This window comes from Streptomyces sp. NPDC039424 (assembly GCF_055639495.1).
On sequence record NZ_JBVKAI010000023.1, the window covers coordinates 51,848 to 67,333 of the forward strand.

The following is a 15,486-nucleotide window of genomic DNA, read 5'->3' on the forward strand; positions in this document are numbered from 1 at the left end:
GGAGGCGTGGTGGCGGTCGGCACTCGTGTCGCAGCAGCCAACACCATCGTCCGCGTCTGCCTGGTGCTGGCCACCGCCATCACGCTCGGAGACGGCCTGCAGCAATTGGCGCAGGGAGGCCCGGCGGACGCGGACAACCCGCACCGCTTCATGGCAGGCGTCTACATCGGCTGGGCTCCCCTGTTCTTCTGGGCGGCGGCAACGATCCGTCGGCAGGGAGTGCTCGTCTACTTCCTGGCAGTCCCGATCTTCCTCGGGGGCGTCGGTCGGCTGGTCTCCTTCTCCCAATACGGCATTCCCAGCCCAGCGGGAGTCTTCCTCGCCACCGCCCTCCTGGATTTCCTCCTCGCGATCGTCATCGTCTGGGCACATTCCAGTGTGCTCAGATCCGGACGAGCGCCGGCCACTGCCTGAGGCACCGGTCCCGGGCGGGCAGGGCAGGGACCGTGATCGCAGCCTGGGCGTGCAGGAGCGGGTTGCGTCCAGTGCCCTTCTGCCACGCCCGGCCCGCAATGTGCATTTGACCAGCAAGGAGACGTGGGAAGAGTGAGACGGAAAAGGATTCTGGCGGTGGTGACCAATCAGGGCACCTACGGGGAGAGCGAGCACCGGACCGGCCTGTGGCTGGGTGAGCTCGTCCATTTCTACGACAAAGCAGTGAAGGCCGGCCACACCGTGGATGTGGTGAGCCCGGAGGGCGGCGAGGTGCCTCTCGACCCTCGAAGCCTCGGCCGGTTGTTCGTCGACAGAACGGTTCGCACGTATCTCGACGACCCGGCCTTCATGGGCGATTTGAAATCCACCCGTTCTGTCGCCGAGGCGGATCCGGACGACTACTCCACGATCTTCTTCACGGGTGGTCACGGAACCATGTGGGACTTTCCCGACAGCGCTGACGTGCAGCGAACAGGCGACGCCATCTACGCCGCAGGCGGCATCGTCTCCTCGGTCTGCCACGGCGCCTGCGCCCTCATCAACCTCCGTGACGCCGACGGGAACCCGCTCGTACAGAACCGCAGCGTCACAGGCTTCGCGACGGTCGAGGAAGGACTGGCCGGCGTGAAGAGCAGGGTGCCGTTCCTCCTGGAGGACGAACTGCGCGCGAAGGGAGCCAAGTATGTGCGCTCCACCGTGCCGATGACGCCGCACGCCGTGCGTGACGGCCGCCTGATCACAGGCCAGAACCCGGTGTCCACCAAGGCTGTCAGCGACTTGATTCTCGGGGCCTTGGCCGAGACCGAGTAACAAGCACAGACACTTGGGGCGCCGGCATGTCGGAGATCCTCTTCGTGATGACCGGCGCCGACCACTGGACACTGATCCCGTACCAGGCGTTCACGGCCGTTGGCTACGAGATCGTCGTCGCCATGCCCGGCGGCGTCGTGCCGCCCTTGGACCAAGGAAGCCTGGCGCCGCGACAGCGGCGAGGAGGGCGCGAGGAAGGTGGCGGACGCCCTCGCCTCGATCAGCGAGATCCAGCACCCCGTCAAACTGGAGGACGTCGACCTCCACGACTACGCCGCCGTGTACTACCCCGGTGGCCACGGCCCGATGGAGGATCTGGCCGTCGACGCCGTCTCCCGCAGGCTCCTCATCGACGCCCTCGCCTCGGGCAAGCCGCTCGGCGTGGTCTGCCACGGCCCGGCCGCACTGCTGGCCGCCACCAAGGCCGAAGGCAACAAAGCCTTCGCCGACTACCGGCTCACCGGTTTCAGCCACGCCGAGGAGATCCAGGGCGGCCTTGCGGCCGGCACCAAGGACCACCCTGCGCTCACGCCGACCGGGCAGAAAGCAGCCATCGCGGCCGAGTCCAGAACCACGTGTGGCCACTGGTCGAGAACGGATCCGTTCAGGTGGTCATCGACCGGCCCCTGCCCATGACCGAGGCCGCGGAAGCGCACCGGATCCTGGATGCCCACCACATGGGCAAGATCGTCCTGGTCAACCCCGACACCGCACGACGCGACCCGCCGTCGCTCGCGTAGCTGACGGCAGGGTCGTCGTGCGCGCCGGAAAGCCGCCCAAGGAGCGCGGTCGGCGAGACCGACCCGAGGACGCCGACGAGCAGGTTGGTCGGCGGCACTGTCCGCTCGTAAGAGGCCCAGCCCGCGTACTCGCCTTGTCGACGCACGCGCGGACGGCACCAAGGAGTTGGTCACGCTCAAGGGCGGCTTCCACGAGGCGGGCGAGCCCTGGGTGAACCTGCGGTATGCCCACACCCGCCAGGCCAGACCGGCTCCGGTCCTGGCGGTCCGCGGCGGGGGTTCGGCTTCCGGAGGCCCTGATCGAGAATTTCCCTGCCTACCGGCATCAAGGCGCTGGGCTCACAAGACGATCAACGCGCTCAATGCCCTGCCGAAGTCGGCCCGGCCCGGACCTTGTCAGGCGGGGGGGCTTCGTTCGGCCGGCGAGTTGCACGAGGGCCCGCACCGAGAGACTGGGCCGCCGGGCGGGTGGGGCTACTGGGCCGGGAAGACCACTGTCAGGAGGCGGAAGAGCTCGGCGCGCTCCTCGTTGGACAGTTGGTCCAGGCCGGTCTGCGTCTGCTCCATCCGCTCGCGGATGGCGTCGATCAGCTTCTGGCCCGCCTCGGTGAGGGCGACGTTCTTCACGCGGCGGTCGGTGGCGCTCACCTCACGGCGGACCAAGTCGCGCTTTTCGAGCCGGTCGATGATTCCGGTCATGTTCGACGCGTCACAGGCGAGGGTGTGCGCGAGCGAGCGCATCGAGGCGGGCGCGCGGCGCAGCACCGTGAGGGTCTTTGCCTGACTGGAGGTAAGGCCCGTGTCGGCGGCGGCGGTCGTGAAGTCGGCGTAGTGCGTACTGACCGAGTGGGCGAGCAGCTCCATGAGCTGGGCCTTGGACGGGGTGGGCGGCATGCCTGGAGGGTACCCCGAAAAGCTTGAATCTCTCAATCTTTGACATGCCCCAGCTTCATATTGTTTGATGTCCTCAAGTATGGAGTACCTCGATGGTTTCAGTACTCGCCCATCGATGCGTCCGTCCTTTGGCAACCTTCCACCGGAAAGAAGACCGTGAAGTCCTCCCTCCCCACCGCGCCGGAGCGCCGCACCGGCAGCCGCAGCCTCGTGCTGGTGCTGGGCCTCGCCGCCATGGTCGTGTCGATGATGCAGACCCTGGTCATCCCGATCCTCGGCATCATCCAGAACGACCTCGGCGCCTCCACTGCGCAGGTCAGCTGGGTCACCACCGCCACGCTGCTGTCAGCCGCGGTCTTCACGCCGCTCCTGGGCCGCTTCGGCGACCAGCACGGCACGAAGCCGACCCTGCTCGGCGTGCTGGTGCTGATGGTCGCCGGATCCGTGCTCGCCGCAACCACGAGTTCCATGCTGTGGCTCATCGTGGCCCGCGTGATGCAGGGCGCCGCCACCGCGATCTTCCCGCTTGCGCTGTCCGTGCTGCGCTCAGAGGTCGAGCCCGCACGGCTGCCCGGCGCCATGGCTCTGGTGAGCGGAACGCTCGGGTTCGGCAGCGGCCTCGCCCTGGTGAGCGCCGGACTCCTCACCCAGGGCGCGCACCCCGACTACCACCAGGTTTTCTGGCTGGCCGCCGCACTCGCCACCGCCGCGCTCATCGCGGTTGCGGTAGCCGTACCCGCGCCCCGCACCCGGACGGGCGGGCGCACCGACTGGCTCGGCGCCGCCGGTCTCGCCCTGCTGCTCGTCCTGTTCCTGCTGCCCATCTCGCAGGGCCACACCTGGGGCTGGACCTCGACCCGCACGTTCGCCCTCTTCGCCGCCGCGGCCATTACGACCGTCATCTGGGTCCTCGTCGAACGCAGGGTCCGCGACCCCCTCGTGGACATGAAGATGTTCGTCCACCGCCCGGTGCTCTTCACCAACATCGCCGGACTTCTCGTCGGGTTCGCCATGTTCTCCCAGTTCATCGGCGTCTCCTATCTCGTGCAGACGCCCTCTGAGATCGCCGGCTACGGCTTCGGCGCCTCCGTCCTGCGCGCCTCCGTCGTCTACCTGCTGCCCTCCGCCCTCGTCTCGCTCGTCGCCGCGCAGTTCGGAGGCATGCTGGTACGCCGCATCGGCGCGCGTCTCACGCTTGCCGTCGGCGCCGTCTTCGGCGTCGTCGGTTTCGCCTGGCTGACCTTCGCTCACGACACCACCGCGTCGGTGATCCTGGCCGGCATGGTCGTCGGCGTTGCCATCAGCTTCGGCTATGCCGCGATGCCCGCTCTGATCGTGGCGGGCGTCCCCCACCACCAGACCGGTATCGCCAACGGCATCAACTCCATCTCCCGCTCCGCCGGCAGCGCGATTGGCAGCGCGGTCATCACCTCGCTGCTCGCCTCCCAGACACTCGACAACCTGCCCCCCGGGGTTCCCGCGCTGCCCGCCGAGAGCCAGTACACCCTGAGCTTCGCCCTCGCCGGCATGGCGTTCGTGCTGGTCATCGGCGTGGCCATGGTCGGCCTGGCGGTCCGCCGCAGGTCCCCCTCGCCCGCCACCGGCACGCCCGCCCCGTCGGGCGAAGGCGAAACCACGCACACGGCCGCCACGGTCTGACCGCACCACCTGCACGGCCGCGACTTTCCTTCCCCCGGATGCCGCCCTCCGGCTTCCTCTCCAAACCGAACAGGACACGATTGTGACTGACTCCAAGGCAGCCTTCACCATCGACGACACTTTCACCGCCGTCGAAGCCACCGCGCTGGTGGACCGGCTGCGCTCCGCCTTCCGTACCGGCCGCACCAAGCCCCTGGCCTGGCGCCGGACACAACTGACCCGCCTGCGCGACCTGCTCACCGACAACCGCGCTGCGATAGCCGACGCCCTCTACGCCGACCTGCGCAAGAACCGCGCCGAGGCCGACGCCATGGAGATCGAAACCACGATCGTCGAGATCGACGACTACCTGGAGCACCTGGAGGAGTGGACCGCCCCGCAGCCCGCCCCCGTGACGGTGCCCGGATTCCCCGGCAGCACCGCTCGCACCCAGTTCGATCCCCTGGGTGTCGCCCTGGTCATCTCGGCGTGGAACTACCCGGTCAATCTGCTGCTCGTGCCCGTCGCGGGCGCGCTCGCCGCCGGGAACGCGGTCGTCATCAAGCCCGCCGACTACGCCGCCCACACCTCGGCGCTGCTGGCCGAGCTACTGCCCGCGTATCTCGACACCGAAGCGACCGCGGTCGTCGAGGGCGGCGCGCCGGAGACCACCGTGCTGCTGGAGCAGCGCTTCGACCACATCTTCTACACCGGGAACGGCACCGTCGGCCGCATCGTGATGACCGCCGCCGCGAAGAACCTCACCCCCGTCGCCCTCGAACTCGGCGGCAAGTCACCGGTGTTCGTGGACCGGGACGCCGACATCACCACGGTCGCCCAGCGCCTGGCGCAGACGAAGTTCGCCAACGCCGGACAGACCTGTGTCGCCCCCGACTACGTCCTGACCGACCCGGACACCGCGACCGAACTGCAGGCCGCCCTGGTCGTCGCGATCAAGGGACTGTTCGGTGAGGACCCGCAGACCTCCGACGCCTACGGACGGATCATCAACGAGCGGCACTTCGACCGGCTGTCCGCGCTGCTGGGCTCCGGCCGTACGGTCACTGGCGGGCAGACCGACCGCGCGGACACGTACATCGCCCCGACCGTGCTGGCCGATGTCCGGCCCGACGAGCCCGTGATGCAGGAGGAGATCTTCGGCCCCATCCTCCCGATCCTCACCGTGGCGGACCTCGACGAGGCCATCGCGTTCATCAACGACCGCGACAAGCCCCTCGCCCTGTACGCCTTCACCGAGAGCAACACCACCAAGCGCCGCCTCGCCGCCCAGACCTCCTCGGGCGGCCTCAACTTCGGACTGCCGATGCACCACCTCGCCGTGCCGACGCTTCCCTTCGGCGGCGTCGGCGAAAGCGGCATGGGCAACTACCACGGCCGCTACTCCATCGAGACGTTCAGCCACCGCAAGGCCGTCCTCGACGTCCCCCTGAGCTGAACCGCCCCGGCCCCATGCGGCCGAATGCAATCCCACCCCGCAACCTCACACGCGCCGCCGTCCCCGCAACCTCCTCGGAAGAAGGCATCCCCAGCGCCAATTGACATCGCATTACGCCGCCCACGTGGCCGACGACCTCGAACGCAAGAACAAGGAACACGAACGCATCATGGACGACACGCTGCTGGAGCGACTCGGCGCCGGCAAGTACATACTGATCACCAGCTACCGCAAGAACGGCACCCCGGTCGCCACCCCGGTGTGGGTGGTACGCGACGGAGAGACTCTGGGCGTGCAGACCCAGGCCGATTCCTGGAAGGTCAAGCGGATCCAGGCACGCGGCGACATCCTCGTCGGCCCCTGCGACCTGCGCGGCAACCCGACCGGCGACCCGGTCCCGGCCACCGCCGAGATCACCGACGCGGCGACCAGCGCCCGCTACCGCACCCTCATCGCCCGCAAGTACGGCATCCTCGGCCGCCTCATGATCCTCAATAGCCGGCTGCGCCGGGGAGGGGACACGACGCTGGGCATCCGCGTGCGACTCGCCTCGTGACGAGTTGACGCACCACCAGCTCCGCATCAGGGGACGCCTGTCGGATGGAATGGCCTTGCTGAATGCCATCAGACGGTCACGGCGCAGAAGAGAAAGCGATCAAGGGGGTCGGATGATGGACACAGCGCAGAGTCAGCAGCAGGCGGCACCCGGCACCTGGACCGCCTTCGCCCGCTTCGTACTCTTCGGCGGCGGAGTGGGGCTCGCCTCCAGCTTCGCGGTGGCGGCCCTCGCCTCCTGGATTTACTGGGGCCTGGCCAACGCTCTGATCAGTGCCCTTTCCACGCTCCTAGCCACCGAGTTGCATGCCCGCTTCACCTTCGGCGTGGGCGGGCGCGCGACCTGGCGCCAGCATGCGCAGTCGGCCGGTTCCGCAGTGGCCGCCTATGTGGTGACCTCCGTGGCGATGCTTGTTCTGCAGCAACTGGTGGCAGCACCCGGTGTGGTGCTCGAGCAGGTCGTCTACCTGTCCGCCTCCGCGCTCGCCGGTGTCGCGCGGTTCGCGGTGCTGCGGCTCGTTGTCTTCGCGCGGAGTCGCTCGCAGGTCGCGGCCACTGTCCGCACCACCCGTCCCGTGCACACGACCGCGGCCCGCGCCGCGGCACCCGCCGGCCCCGTGGTGCTGTTCCACGCCGCTTGACCGTTGCGCCGGGCGGCCCGCCGCGCGGGATGAGCGGCCTCGCCGTGGACCGGCGTCCATATCACGCCCCAGCTGCGGGGCGGCCGGTTCCCGCTGATCTTTAAGCTCTGGATGGGCGCAATCCAGAGACTTCTCGGGGTAGATGACACCGCGGTGTTGGGCTGAACTGGGCCCGTGGTTGAGTCCATTCGCACCGCTTGGCACCGGAAGGTCATGCCTTGTTGCCACCTGCGCCTGCTTCGCGTGTCAGCAGCGTCTCGGCGCTCGTCGCCCCCCACCGGACCGGCCTGAACCGGGTCGCCCGTCCCGTGCGGATCACCACGGGACGGCGGATGGCCGAGGGCTTCCCGGAGGGTGTCGACGAGGTGGTGGTCATGCTGGACGCCCACGAGACCTTCTGGCAGTACGCCGACCAGGACCTCGACATCTGCTGGGGTGCAGCAGACGGCGAATCCGGGACTGTAACGACGGGGCGAACCAACGGTGGGCCCTGCGGCAGGGTCCGCCGGAAGAGCCCTGGCCCGGGATCTAGCGATCTACTCGATGCGGTCGGCTGTGGCGGCCCACGACGCGGCCGTGCGGCGGAGCGTCGTCAGCAGATACGGCCGCCAGGCCCCCTCGGGACCGGCACCTCCGCGCACGGCGCGCAACGCGCGGGCGAACGCCTCCGAGGTCAGGTCTTCCGCCGTGTGCGTGTCTCGTGTGCAGGTGCGGGCATCTGCGATGACCGAAGTGCGGTGCCGCCGGTAGAGCTCGTCAAGCGCGGCGTCGGCGGCGTCCGGGGGGCCGTTGCGTATGAACGCGGTCAGGTGAGCGTCGCTGACGGCTGCCGGAGCGGCGGCTACGGAGGTGCGGTCTCGCATGATAATCATCCCGGAAGGCGGCAGACGGGAAGGCTTGTCGAAGGCGACGAGCGGTCAGCTCGCGTGCCGTCCCGGGCCGTTATCAAGCCATGATCTGACGGCATCACCGTCGACAGCCGCGCGCCGCCATGACCAAGCAGGTCAACGCCGCCTCGCGGCCCGCGACACCGCCTGGTGGGGCCACGGCGCGGCGTGCGCCCCGCTGCGTGGAGATCGGATCCGTTCAGATCAGACCGCGAGCTCGACCGTGATGTTGCCGCGAGTGGCCTTGGAGTACGGACACATCTGGTGGGCCTTCTCGATCAGGTCCTTGGAGGTGGCGGCGTCCACGTTCCGGATGTCCGCGGAGATCTTGCCGATGATGCCGAAGCCCCCGTCGTTCTTGCCGATGCCGACCTCGTCGGGGACAGTCGAGCCGGAGATGCCGGCGTTCTCCTGGCGGGCGACCACACAGAACGCGCCCTGGAAGCAGGCGCTGCAGCCGGCTGTGAAGAGCTGCTCCGGGTTCGTACCGGCGCCGGAACCGCCCATCTCCTTGCGCGAGTTGACGGCGACTTCGAGGTTGCCATCGTCGGTGGCCACGCAACCGTCACGGCCGTTCTCTGCGGCGGCGACGGCGGTGCAAAGGACGTCGGACGGCTCGATCGAGATGAAGACGCTTCCGTCTGTGGTTCGGGTCGAGACTACCGATCCAGGGAGACGATCATCTTCCCGGTGTTCTCACCGCGCATCAGCTCAAGGGCGCCGCCCCCGACGGCATCGTTGCCGTTCTTGTAGTTGAAGGCGGCGTCGAAGCCGTACTCCTCGACGAGGAGCTGACCTTCTCGTCGGAGCCGGCGGAGCCGATGACCCGCGAGGCGCCCTTTCGGTCCCCTCCGGGGTTTCGCCAGCGCATAGGCCGTGGACATACGGGGATTGCTCGTCAGAGCGAACACCTACGAGAGCCGTTCGACAGCACGAGGTTGAAGATCGAGCTGAGAAGCCATCCGCCTACCGATAGCGGCCCCGGGTCTGATGAGGTGCTCACCGCACACCATCAGACCGGGGGCCGCCGAGGTCCGAGCACTCAGAACTTCACGAGTTCCCGCTCCTCATCCGGATCCGCGCCCTTCGAATCGCCCGAGCCGGACGAGCCCGACGAATGAGCCGAGTCGCCCTGCGTCCGCAGTCCTTCCCCCTCGACATCCACGTTCGGCAGCACCCGGTCCAGCCACTTCGGCAGCCACCACGCCTTCTTGCCGAGCAGGGCCAGGACGGCCGGGACGATCGCCATCCGCACGATGAACGCGTCGAAGAAGACCGCGATCGCCAGGCCGAAGCCGATCATCTTGACCATCGCCTCGCTGGAGCCGATGAAGCCGGCGAAGACCGCGATCATGATCACCGCGGCGGCCGTCACGACCCGCGCGCTGTGGTTGAAGCCGGTCACCACGGCCTGTCTCGCCTTCTCGCCGTGGATGTACGCCTCTCGCATCCGGGTGACGAGGAACACCTCGTAGTCCATCGCGAGGCCGAAGACCACACCGATCATGAAGATCGGCATGATCGCCACGATGGGGCGGGTCTCGTCGACGCCCACGAGGTCGGCCATCCAGCCCCACTGGAAGACCGCGACCACAGCGCCGAGGGCTGCCATCACGCTCAGCAGGAAGCCGAGGGCCGCCTTCAGCGGGACGAGGATGGAGCGGAAGACCACGATCAGCAGCAGGAACGCCAGGCCCACGACCAGGGCCAGGTACGGGATCAGCGCGTCGTTCAGCTTCTGCGCCACGTCGATGTTCATGGCCGTGGTCCCGGTGACCAGCACGTCCGCGTCCGTGTCGGCCTTGATCTCCGTGCCTGCGTCCCGGATGCCGTGCACCAGCTCCTCGGTGGTCACCGACGACGGCTCGGAGTCCGGGATCACAGTGATCGTCGCTGTGTCGCCCGCCTTGTTGGGGGCGGCCGGCATCACGGTCGCGACGTTCTTGAGGGCCTTGATCTGGTCGGTCACCTCAGTGAATGCGGCTTCCGGGTCGTCGCTCGCCTTCGCGTCGACGACGACCACCAGGGGGCCGTTGAAGCCGGGGCCGAAGCCCTCGGACAGCAGGTCGTACGCCCGGCGCTGCGTCGTCGAGGTCGGCAGCGAGCTGTCGTCCCCAATGCCCAGTTCCATGGAGGCGGCGGGGACGGCGACGGCCCCGAGGCCGACAACGCCGAGGAGCAGGACGGCGATCGGACGACGTACGACGAACCTCGCCCAGCGGGTGCCCATGTTGGCCTTGGCCGAAGCGGCCTTCCGCGCGGCTCGGGCGCCGCCCAGGAACTTGCTCTTCTCGCCCGCCGGCTTGACCCTCCGTCCCGCGTAACCGAGCAGCGCGGGGATCATGGTCAGTGCGATGAGGACGGCGATGGCGACCGTGCCGGCGGCGGCGATGCCCATCTTCGTCAGCATCGGTATGTTGACGACGGACAGGCCCACCAGCGCGATCACGACCGTGAGGCCGGCGAACACCACCGCGGAGCCCGCGGTGCCGACGGCCCGGCCGGCCGCCTCCTCGCGCTCGCGGCCCTCGGCCAGTTCGGTCCGGTAGCGGGAGACGATGAACAGGGCGTAGTCGATGCCGACCGCCAGGCCGATCATCGTGGCGAGCGTCGACGTGGTCGAGCCGAGGTCGAGGGTGCTGGCGAGGGCGGTGATCGCCGAGACTCCGATGCCGACGCCGATGAGCGCCGTCAGCAGTGGCAGTCCGGCCGAGATCAGTGAGCCGAAGGTGATGACCAGGACCACCGCGGCGACCGCGATACCGATGATCTCGCCGGCGCCGGTCTCGGGCTGCGCCTGGAGTGCGTCACCGCCGACCTCCACGGTCAGCCCGGCGTCCCGCGCGTCCTGCGCGATCTCCTGCAGGGCGTCCCGGGTGCTGTCCTCCAATTCCATGCCGGGGACCTTGTACTTGACCGACGTGTAGGCGATCGTGCCGTCCTTGCTGACGGCGTCGGCCTGGTACGGGTCGGTGACGGAGGCGACCTCGGGGCCGTCGCCCAGCTCGTCGACGGTCTTCTGCACGGTGTTCTTGTTGGCGGCGTCCGTCATCTTCTCGCCGACGGGTGCCTTGAAGACGACACGGGCGGTGCCGCCGTCGGCGCTCATCCCAGGGAAGCGCTGTTCCAGCAGGTCGAAGGCCTTCTGGGCCTCGGTGCCGGGGACGGAGAAGGACGTGTTGCCCGCCGCGGGGGCGCTGGCCGCGCCGAAGCCTGCGAGCGCCAGCAGTGCCACCCATATGAGGGCGACGAAGTGCCGTCGCCTGAAGGCGAGTCGGCCGAGTCTGTAGAGAAACGTGGCCACGAGGGCGTACTCCCAGTCAGGTCGTGGGGTGTTCAGGGCAGGGGTGATCAGCCCGGCGGGGAGGCAGGGCTGATCGGACCGACGACGTGAGCGGTCACGTCAGGTGCTGAGTGCGGGGTTTGTCAGGCGGTGGGCGCGCCGAGGGCGGGGAGGGCCACGGCGTCGATGTACGCAACGAGGAAGTAATGCGTCGGCGGCTGTGCGTCGATCAGCGTGCGGCGGCGAAGGCGCCGCACATCATGTGCATCGTGAACTTGATGGCCGGGGTGTCCGCACGGACCTCACCCCCGGTCGACCGCCCGCCGCAGCTTGGGACGGTACCCGGCCATCACTGGGAGACAGGCGAACCGCCGGCCGCCGGGCACCCGCCCGCCGAGGCGATCGACCTCGTCTTCGAGGCAATCGGCGAGCACGCGCGAGCGCGGTTTTCGCGGATCGCCGTTCATGAGCGGGCCGCCGGGTTCTCGGACGCGGCCCATCCGGTCCGCTGCCTGGGTGGCGGCCCACCGCAACTGGATCCGCACCCCTTTCACGGAGTTGCCGACCCGGCTCGGCCGCGCCGAAGCGGAGTCGGCCGCCGGTTCGCCGCTGATGCTGTACGACGGTGCGATGGCCGCCGACCACCCGGACGGACGGCTCGACGGCGGCGCACAAGGCCCTGCTGGACGCGGTCCGACGGATCCGATCGGGAAGCTGACCCCAGCGGGGACTCACGCGAGACCGGTCACCACGGCATCGCGTACCGGTTCGCGATAGCCGGCTGGGCGCGCGGCGTCAGGCTGGCGAGGAGCTCACTGACGGGGGCCACCTCGACCCTGGAGCGGATTGGTTTCATTAAGTTCTTCATCCCTGTTCGACGTGCACCGGGGGACCCCGCGAGAGTCCTCCGGCTGGAGGGGACCCGCCCAGACAGCCCTGAGGTCACCCTCATAGAAAGACCGGTCGTTCTACCTCTAGACAGTAGCTCCTCCGGAGTTTTCGCGCCACAACTCGACCCGATTGAGAGGTCCCTCACTCATCCGCCAGTGACAAGAGCTCGGCCCGCCGGAGGTAGCCTCCGCTCTACGGGCGGCAAGAGGAACTCCAGGCACTGAGTCGGCTTGTCGCCGAGGCCAGTGCGGGCCGGGGCGGAGCGCTGATCGTGCAGGGGGATGCCGGGGTCGGGAAGACAGCGCTGCTATGGCGTGCCACTGCCGCGGCCGGCAGCGACACTCGTGTACTGACCTGCTCGGGCGTCCAGGCCGAAGTCGCCCTGGCCTTCAGCGGACTGCAGCGGCTACTGACGCCACTGCTCGACCAGTTGCCGTACCTGCCGGATGATCAAGCCGCCGCGCTGCGCAGCGCGTTGGGCCTGTCCACCGCGCCCGCTGCGGATCTGATGGTCCGCACAGCCGTGTTGTCCCTGCTGGACCGGGCCGCTGCACGCGCCCCCCCTGCTGCTCGTCGCGGACGATCTGCACTGGCTCGATCCGGCCAGCGCCGGTGTGCTGCTCTTCGTCGCCCGCCGCCTCAAGGGCCGTTCCATAGCCTTCCTCGCCTCTGTCCGCGAAGGCGGGGAGGCCACCCAGGACCTGCCACAGCTCACGCTGTGCGGACTCGCCCCGGACGCCGCGTCCGCCCTCCTCGACGAGCACGGATGGGGGTCACCGGGTCCGGCCAGGCGCGCCATCGCCGCCGCTGTGGGAGGAAACCCGCTGGCGCTGCGGGAACTGGTCCGGCTCGGCAGTCCGGCGGAGGTCGCGGAGAAGGTCGTGCTCACCGGCACCGCCCCGCTCGGCCTCCGCCTTCGCGAGGTCTTCGCCGAACGCACCCGGGAACTGCCCCAATCGGCCCGCACCCTCCTGCTGGTGGCGGCGGAAGACACGGCCACACCGGCACCGTACTCGCCGCGGCCGGACGACTGGCGGTCCACGCACAGGCACTGGACGTCGTAGAGGCCGCCGGGCACCTGGAGGAGGTGCCGGGTGCCCGGCTGCGGTTCCGGCATCCGCCCGTACGGGCCGCGGTGTACGCCGACGCCTCCGCTCGCCGACGTGCGCTCGCGCATCGCGCGCTCGCGGACGAGCTGGCGACACAACACCCGGAGGGCGGGCAGCGAGAACGGGCCGTATGGCACCGTGCGCTCGCGACCACCGGCCCCGACGAGCAACTGGCCGAAGCATTGGAAGCCGGCGCGGAGACGGTGCGCCGCAGGGCGGACTCGCCGCGGCCCACGCCGCCTGGAAGTCGGGCAGCCCGCAGCTAGTGACCTGAGTCGGAGATTCGTCGGCAGTAGGCGGCTACTTTGTCGAGGATCTCGTCGGCGGTCTTGGTCCAGATGAACCCCCCAGGATGCGGCGGCGGGTCCTCGCCAGGGCGGCCGGGTCGGCGCGGTCCACGTACCAGGGGCGGTTGAGCCGGTCGGAGTTCTCCCGCGGCACCAGGTGGACGTGGAGGTGGAAGACGTCCTGCCACCCCGCGGGGCGGTTCGCCTGGAACAGGGTCAGGCCGTCGGGCTTCAGCACCCCGTCGAGGACCCCGGCCACGCGGTGGACGGTGCGCATCACCGCTGCCGCGTCGTCCTCGGAGATCTCCCAGATGTCCGCCGCGTGCGCGCGGGGGATGACGAGGGTGTGGCCCTCCATCACGGCGGTGTTGTCGAGGAAGGCCACGGTCCGCTCGTCCTGGAAGAGGATCTCCGCGTGCAGTCGGCCCGCCACGATGTCGCAGAACACGCAGTCGGACGCCATGTCAGCCCCCGTCCGTGCGGGCGGCGGCGTCGATCAGCTCGCGCCAGCGGCGGACGGCGGCCGGGTCGACCGGGCTGTCCCAGCCTCGGCGACGCACCGAGGTGCCGACGTGGAAGGCGTCGACGCCCCGAGCGCGCAGCACGGGGACGTGCCCGGCGCCGAGTCCCCCGCCCGCCATGACGGCCAGGGTGTGACCGGGCTCGCCCTGGCGGTCCGCCTCGGCCAGCAGCGTGGGCAGTCCTTCCGCGACACCGGCGACGCTGCCCGCGGACAGCAGGGTGTCCAGACCGGGCAGCCTCTCGATGGCAAGCCGTACCTCCGTCCGGTCGGCCGCGTGGTCCACGGCCCGGTGGAACGTCCAGCGGCAGCCCGGCACCGCGTCGAGCAGGGCGTGGACCGCGGGCAGGTCCGGCGCGCCGTCCGCGGTGAGGAAGCCGAGGACGAACTCCTCGGCGCCCGCCGCCCTCAGCGCCCCGGCGGCGGCGCACAGGGCGTCGAGGTCGGCGGCCTGGAAGCCGCCCTTGTCGCGCAGCATGACCCGCACGGGCACGGTGACGGCGTCCCGGGTGCGCACGAACTCCGCGAGCGCGGGGGTCATTCCGTCGGCTTCCATGTCGGCCGCCAGCTCCAGCCGGTGGGCGCCGCCCGCCACAGCGGCGCGCGCCTCCTCGGCGGAGGTGACGACGACCTCCAGAATCGCCTCGCCCATGGCTCAGACCTCCGTCCGGGTCGCGGCGGTCATGGCGGGCGTCGGCGGCGGCCAGGTCATCCCGGTGAGATCGGGGACGATCAGATCGGCCGCGGCCAGCGCCTCGGCGGACTGGGTGGAGGTGATCGCCACGCAGTCGGCGCCGGCGCTCTTCGCCGCCGCGACCCCGGCCGGGGCGTCCTCGAAGACCACGACGTCGGAGGCCGAGACACCCAGCGCCGAACAGCATGTGAGGCAGCCTTCCGGATCGGGCTTGCCGCGGCTCACGTCGTCGGAGGTGACCAGCACGTCGAACAGGTCCAGCGCCCCGACCGCGCCGAGTTCGTGCCGGGCGTAGTCCCGGGAGCCCGAGGTCACCAGGCCGAGCGGGACCCCCGACTTCCTCAGCCGGGCGAGGAGTTCGAGGGCGCCGGGGATCGGGGCTACCGGGGGCATGTCGGGGAGGGTCGTGTAGGCGAGGGCCTCGGCGGAGAGTTCGTCCACGGTGAGTCCGGGGAAGCGGGGCAGGTGGTCGAGCAGCGCCTCGCGAGGGGGCCGTCCGGCGAAGCCCCGGATGACGGCGTCGTCATGAGGGACGCCGTGGTTGCGGAAGAGCCGCGACCACGCCTCGTGGCTGCGGGGCTCGGTGTCGATCAGGGTGCCGTCGAGGTCGAACAGCGCGGCGGTGTACATGTCGGTTCCTTCGGTC

The 15,486-nt window shown here is 69.7% G+C and carries 15 protein-coding genes and 5 pseudogenes; 11 read left to right on the forward strand and 9 right to left on the reverse strand.

Annotated elements, in window-relative coordinates; all coding sequences use genetic code 11:
- Nucleotides 1-9: 9 nt before the first annotated feature.
- From ACZ7L0_RS37235 to ACZ7L0_RS37250, 4 genes and pseudogenes are all read left to right on the forward strand, one after another.
- A complete protein-coding gene (locus ACZ7L0_RS37235) occupies nt 10-414 on the forward strand; it encodes a DUF4345 family protein (protein WP_471247009.1) in 405 nt (134 codons plus the stop codon).
- A gap of 156 nt (nt 415-570) precedes the next feature.
- Nucleotides 571-1,245: a type 1 glutamine amidotransferase domain-containing protein gene (locus tag ACZ7L0_RS37240; RefSeq protein WP_471247010.1), complete on the forward strand. Its 675-nt coding sequence runs from the start codon at nt 571-573 to the stop codon at nt 1,243-1,245.
- A 26-nt stretch (nt 1,246-1,271) separates the two neighbouring features.
- Nucleotides 1,272-1,758 (forward strand): annotated as a pseudogene (locus ACZ7L0_RS37245) (DJ-1/PfpI family protein); the annotation flags it as partial.
- A gap of 95 nt (nt 1,759-1,853) precedes the next feature.
- On the forward strand, nt 1,854-1,985 hold the full coding sequence (locus ACZ7L0_RS37250; protein WP_471247011.1) for a hypothetical protein: 132 nt from the start codon (nt 1,854-1,856) through the stop codon (nt 1,983-1,985).
- 474 nt (nt 1,986-2,459) lie between these two features.
- Here the strand turns inward: ACZ7L0_RS37250 and ACZ7L0_RS37255 are convergent, their stop codons facing one another.
- Nucleotides 2,460-2,879 carry a MarR family winged helix-turn-helix transcriptional regulator gene (locus tag ACZ7L0_RS37255; protein WP_468607314.1) on the reverse strand — a complete coding sequence of 140 codons (420 nt, stop codon included), beginning with the start codon at nt 2,877-2,879 and terminating at the stop codon, nt 2,460-2,462.
- Nucleotides 2,880-3,035: 156 nt separating this feature from the next.
- Between ACZ7L0_RS37255 and ACZ7L0_RS37260 the strand changes: the two genes are divergently transcribed.
- The 5 genes and pseudogenes from ACZ7L0_RS37260 to ACZ7L0_RS37280 form a co-directional block, all read left to right on the forward strand.
- Complete coding sequence (locus ACZ7L0_RS37260) at nt 3,036-4,538, forward strand: MFS transporter (RefSeq protein ID WP_471247012.1); 1,503 nt, start codon at nt 3,036-3,038, stop codon at nt 4,536-4,538.
- A 109-nt stretch (nt 4,539-4,647) separates the two neighbouring features.
- Nucleotides 4,648-5,973 carry an aldehyde dehydrogenase family protein gene (locus tag ACZ7L0_RS37265; RefSeq protein ID WP_471247080.1) on the forward strand — a complete coding sequence of 442 codons (1,326 nt, stop codon included), beginning with the start codon at nt 4,648-4,650 and terminating at the stop codon, nt 5,971-5,973.
- Nucleotides 5,974-6,142: 169 nt separating this feature from the next.
- Complete coding sequence (locus ACZ7L0_RS37270; protein WP_471247081.1) at nt 6,143-6,529, forward strand: PPOX class F420-dependent oxidoreductase; 387 nt, start codon at nt 6,143-6,145, stop codon at nt 6,527-6,529.
- Between the two features lie 115 nt (nt 6,530-6,644).
- Nucleotides 6,645-7,169 carry a GtrA domain-containing protein gene (locus tag ACZ7L0_RS37275; RefSeq protein WP_471247082.1) on the forward strand — a complete coding sequence of 175 codons (525 nt, stop codon included), beginning with the start codon at nt 6,645-6,647 and terminating at the stop codon, nt 7,167-7,169.
- Nucleotides 7,170-7,414: 245 nt separating this feature from the next.
- Nucleotides 7,415-7,618: pseudogene (locus tag ACZ7L0_RS37280) on the forward strand (precorrin-6A synthase (deacetylating)); the annotation flags it as partial.
- Between the two features lie 87 nt (nt 7,619-7,705).
- Here ACZ7L0_RS37280 and ACZ7L0_RS37285 read toward each other — a convergent pair.
- The 5 genes and pseudogenes from ACZ7L0_RS37285 to ACZ7L0_RS37305 form a co-directional block, all read right to left on the reverse strand.
- Nucleotides 7,706-8,032 (reverse strand): RNA polymerase sigma factor, encoded by a 327-nt coding sequence (locus ACZ7L0_RS37285; protein WP_471247013.1) that lies wholly within the window; start codon nt 8,030-8,032, stop codon nt 7,706-7,708.
- 228 nt (nt 8,033-8,260) lie between these two features.
- Nucleotides 8,261-8,683, reverse strand: coding sequence for an Ohr family peroxiredoxin (locus ACZ7L0_RS37290; RefSeq protein ID WP_471247083.1), 423 nt, complete (start codon nt 8,681-8,683; stop codon nt 8,261-8,263).
- Between the two features lie 113 nt (nt 8,684-8,796).
- Nucleotides 8,797-8,897 (reverse strand): annotated as a pseudogene (locus ACZ7L0_RS37295) (NADP-dependent oxidoreductase); the annotation flags it as partial.
- A gap of 201 nt (nt 8,898-9,098) precedes the next feature.
- Nucleotides 9,099-11,360, reverse strand: coding sequence for an MMPL family transporter (locus ACZ7L0_RS37300; protein ID WP_471247014.1), 2,262 nt, complete (start codon nt 11,358-11,360; stop codon nt 9,099-9,101).
- Between the two features lie 122 nt (nt 11,361-11,482).
- A pseudogene (locus tag ACZ7L0_RS37305) lies at nt 11,483-11,668 on the reverse strand (TetR/AcrR family transcriptional regulator C-terminal ligand-binding domain-containing protein); the annotation flags it as partial.
- 761 nt (nt 11,669-12,429) lie between these two features.
- Between ACZ7L0_RS37305 and ACZ7L0_RS37310 the strand changes: the two are divergent.
- Nucleotides 12,430-12,777, forward strand: a pseudogene (locus tag ACZ7L0_RS37310) (ATP-binding protein); the annotation flags it as partial.
- 67 nt (nt 12,778-12,844) lie between these two features.
- Nucleotides 12,845-13,294, forward strand: coding sequence for a hypothetical protein (locus tag ACZ7L0_RS37315; protein WP_471247015.1), 450 nt, complete (start codon nt 12,845-12,847; stop codon nt 13,292-13,294).
- Between the two features lie 345 nt (nt 13,295-13,639).
- Here the strand turns inward: ACZ7L0_RS37315 and ACZ7L0_RS37320 are convergent, their stop codons facing one another.
- Genes ACZ7L0_RS37320 through ACZ7L0_RS37330 form a run of 3 tightly spaced genes read right to left on the reverse strand, consistent with a single transcriptional unit; the run spans nt 13,640 to nt 15,470 of the window.
- Nucleotides 13,640-14,089, reverse strand: a complete 450-nt coding sequence (locus tag ACZ7L0_RS37320) for an HIT family protein (protein WP_471247016.1) — start codon at nt 14,087-14,089, stop codon at nt 13,640-13,642.
- Between the two features lies 1 nt (nt 14,090).
- Nucleotides 14,091-14,798, reverse strand: a complete 708-nt coding sequence (locus tag ACZ7L0_RS37325) for a copper homeostasis protein CutC (protein WP_471247017.1) — start codon at nt 14,796-14,798, stop codon at nt 14,091-14,093.
- Nucleotides 14,799-14,801: 3 nt separating this feature from the next.
- Entirely contained in the window at nt 14,802-15,470 is a 669-nt protein-coding gene (locus tag ACZ7L0_RS37330) for an HAD family hydrolase (protein ID WP_471247018.1), read from the reverse strand.
- Between the last annotated feature and the right edge of the window lie 16 nt (nt 15,471-15,486).

Excerpts from the sequence above, each read along its gene's own strand:
- ACZ7L0_RS37255 (WP_468607314.1), bottom strand. The coding sequence starts at position 2,879 with ATGCCGCCCACCCCGTCCAAGGCCCAGCTCATGGAGCTGCTCGCCCAC.
- ACZ7L0_RS37270 (WP_471247081.1), top strand. The coding sequence starts at position 6,143 with ATGGACGACACGCTGCTGGAGCGACTCGGCGCCGGCAAGTACATACTG.
- ACZ7L0_RS37275 (WP_471247082.1), top strand. The coding sequence starts at position 6,645 with ATGGACACAGCGCAGAGTCAGCAGCAGGCGGCACCCGGCACCTGGACC.
- ACZ7L0_RS37285 (WP_471247013.1), bottom strand. The coding sequence starts at position 8,032 with ATGCGAGACCGCACCTCCGTAGCCGCCGCTCCGGCAGCCGTCAGCGAC.
- ACZ7L0_RS37320 (WP_471247016.1), bottom strand. The coding sequence starts at position 14,089 with ATGGCGTCCGACTGCGTGTTCTGCGACATCGTGGCGGGCCGACTGCAC.
- ACZ7L0_RS37325 (WP_471247017.1), bottom strand. The coding sequence starts at position 14,798 with ATGGGCGAGGCGATTCTGGAGGTCGTCGTCACCTCCGCCGAGGAGGCG.
- ACZ7L0_RS37330 (WP_471247018.1), bottom strand. The coding sequence starts at position 15,470 with ATGTACACCGCCGCGCTGTTCGACCTCGACGGCACCCTGATCGACACC.